Source organism: Micromonospora orduensis (assembly GCF_006228125.1).
In the GTDB taxonomy this organism is placed as follows: domain Bacteria; phylum Actinomycetota; class Actinomycetes; order Mycobacteriales; family Micromonosporaceae; genus Micromonospora; species Micromonospora orduensis.
Genome location: NZ_VDFY01000005.1, coordinates 1 through 855 on the forward strand (window position 1 = coordinate 1; position 855 = coordinate 855).

The window sequence follows — 855 nt, forward strand, 5'->3', positions numbered from 1 at the left end:
GGACAGCCGTGATCGCGGTGGCTGACGGGGTCACAGGTCGTCTCCCTCGTCGAGGTCGGCGAGGTCGGTCGGGCGGGTCGTGCACAGCTGGTGTTCGGTGTTAGAGGCGATGGCGTCGAAGCTGGTCCGGTTGGCACCGGAGATGAGTAGGCCGGTGCCGACGCGGGCCGCGAGCAGCAGTCGGCGTTCGCCGGCGGTGAGGCCGAACGCGTCGCCGACGGCGTCGATGGCCTGCGGGGCCTGCTTGAGCAGCACCTGCGTGGCGGCGTTCGCGACGACCGCGTGGCCGAGGTCGGTGCCGAGGACGTCGGCGACGTCCTGGGTGATGACGGTCAGGCCGGCGTGGCGCTTGCGGGCGGCCTTGGACATGCGGAACAGGAACCGGGCGCCCTCGCCGTCGCGCATCAGCAGCCACGCCTCGTCCACCACGACCAGCTGGCGGGTGGCCAGTTCGCTGGGGGCGTCGACCTGCCGCCAGATCGCGTCGAGGGCGAGGAGGGTGCCGACGGCGCGCAGCTCGTCGGGCAGGTGCCGCAACGACCACACCACCAAATGCCCGTCGGGGCGAGCAGTGCTGGGCCCGTCGAACAGGTTCGAGAACGACCCGTGCACCCACGGGGCCAGGCGGGCGGCAAGCTGGACGGCGGCGAGGTCGTCATCGGCGTGCAGGCGGTCGGCGAGGTCGCGCAGCAACGGTGCGGGTCGGTGATGAGTGGCGGGGTCGGCGGTGATGCCCGCCGCTCGGTAGACGCCGAGGATGGCTCGATCCAGGGACGCCCGCTCCGCCGGCGGCGGTTGTTGGCCGAGCACCACCGCGATGAGGGTGTGCAGGAACAGGCCGCGGCGGGTGAGGAC

General features: G+C 72.6%; 1 protein-coding gene. It reads right to left on the reverse strand.

The window, feature by feature from the left end; genetic code table 11:
* Positions 1-30: 30 nt before the first annotated feature.
* The coding region (locus tag FHG89_RS00025; RefSeq protein ID WP_425280134.1) for a VirB4 family type IV secretion system protein at positions 31-855 on the reverse strand (825 nt) is incomplete at its 5' end.